Source organism: Rahnella selenatireducens (assembly GCF_046449555.1).
Classification (GTDB): Bacteria; Pseudomonadota; Gammaproteobacteria; order Enterobacterales; family Enterobacteriaceae; genus Rahnella; species Rahnella selenatireducens.
Genome location: NZ_JBKEZJ010000042.1, coordinates 1 through 1,179, shown reverse-complemented (window position 1 = coordinate 1,179; position 1,179 = coordinate 1). Strand labels below are relative to the sequence as shown.

Annotated in this window: 1 protein-coding gene; it reads left to right on the top strand. The window is 50.4% G+C overall.

What is annotated here, in order from left to right; genetic code table 11:
• Positions 1-1,170, top strand: a 1,170-nt coding sequence (tuf, locus tag ACLBVC_RS24720) for an elongation factor Tu (RefSeq protein ID WP_195826124.1), incomplete at its 5' end; no start/stop codon positions are given.
• Positions 1,171-1,179: the final 9 nt, after the last annotated feature.

Sequence of the window (1,179 nt, the reverse complement as noted above, 5' to 3'; positions counted from 1 at the left end):
TTTGAACGTACAAAACCGCACGTTAACGTTGGTACTATCGGCCACGTTGACCACGGTAAAACTACCCTGACTGCAGCAATCACTACCGTTCTGGCTAAAACCTACGGCGGTTCTGCACGCGCATTCGACCAGATCGATAACGCACCAGAAGAAAAAGCTCGTGGTATCACCATCAACACTTCACACGTTGAATATGACACCCCAAGCCGTCACTACGCGCACGTTGACTGCCCAGGGCACGCCGACTACGTGAAAAACATGATCACCGGTGCTGCTCAGATGGACGGCGCGATCCTGGTTGTTGCTGCAACTGACGGCCCTATGCCTCAGACGCGTGAGCACATCCTGCTGGGTCGCCAGGTTGGCGTTCCTTACATCATCGTGTTCCTGAACAAATGTGACATGGTTGATGACGAAGAGCTGCTGGAACTGGTAGAAATGGAAGTTCGTGAACTTCTGTCTATGTACGACTTCCCAGGCGACGACACTCCGGTTGTTCGTGGTTCAGCGCTGAAAGCACTGGAAGGCGACGCAGACTACGAAGCAAAAATCATTGAACTGGCTGGCTTCCTGGATTCTTACATCCCAGAACCAGAACGTGCAATTGACAAGCCATTCCTGCTGCCAATCGAAGACGTATTCTCCATCTCCGGTCGTGGTACAGTTGTTACCGGTCGTGTAGAGCGCGGTATCGTTAAAGTCGGCGAAGAAGTTGAAATCGTTGGTATCAAAGATACCGTGAAATCAACTTGTACTGGCGTTGAAATGTTCCGCAAACTGCTTGACGAAGGTCGTGCAGGTGAGAACGTTGGTGTACTGCTGCGCGGTATCAAACGTGAAGATATCGAACGTGGTCAAGTTCTGGCTAAACCAGGCTCAATCAAACCACACACCCAGTTCGAATCAGAAGTTTATATTCTGAGCAAAGATGAAGGTGGTCGTCATACTCCATTCTTCAAAGGCTACCGTCCACAGTTCTACTTCCGTACAACTGACGTGACCGGTACCATCGAACTGCCAGAAGGCGTTGAAATGGTAATGCCAGGGGACAACATCAAAATGGTTGTTACCTTGATCCACCCAATCGCGATGGATGACGGTCTGCGTTTCGCAATCCGTGAAGGCGGCCGTACTGTAGGCGCTGGTGTTGTTGCTAAAGTTATCGCTTAATCGCTGATA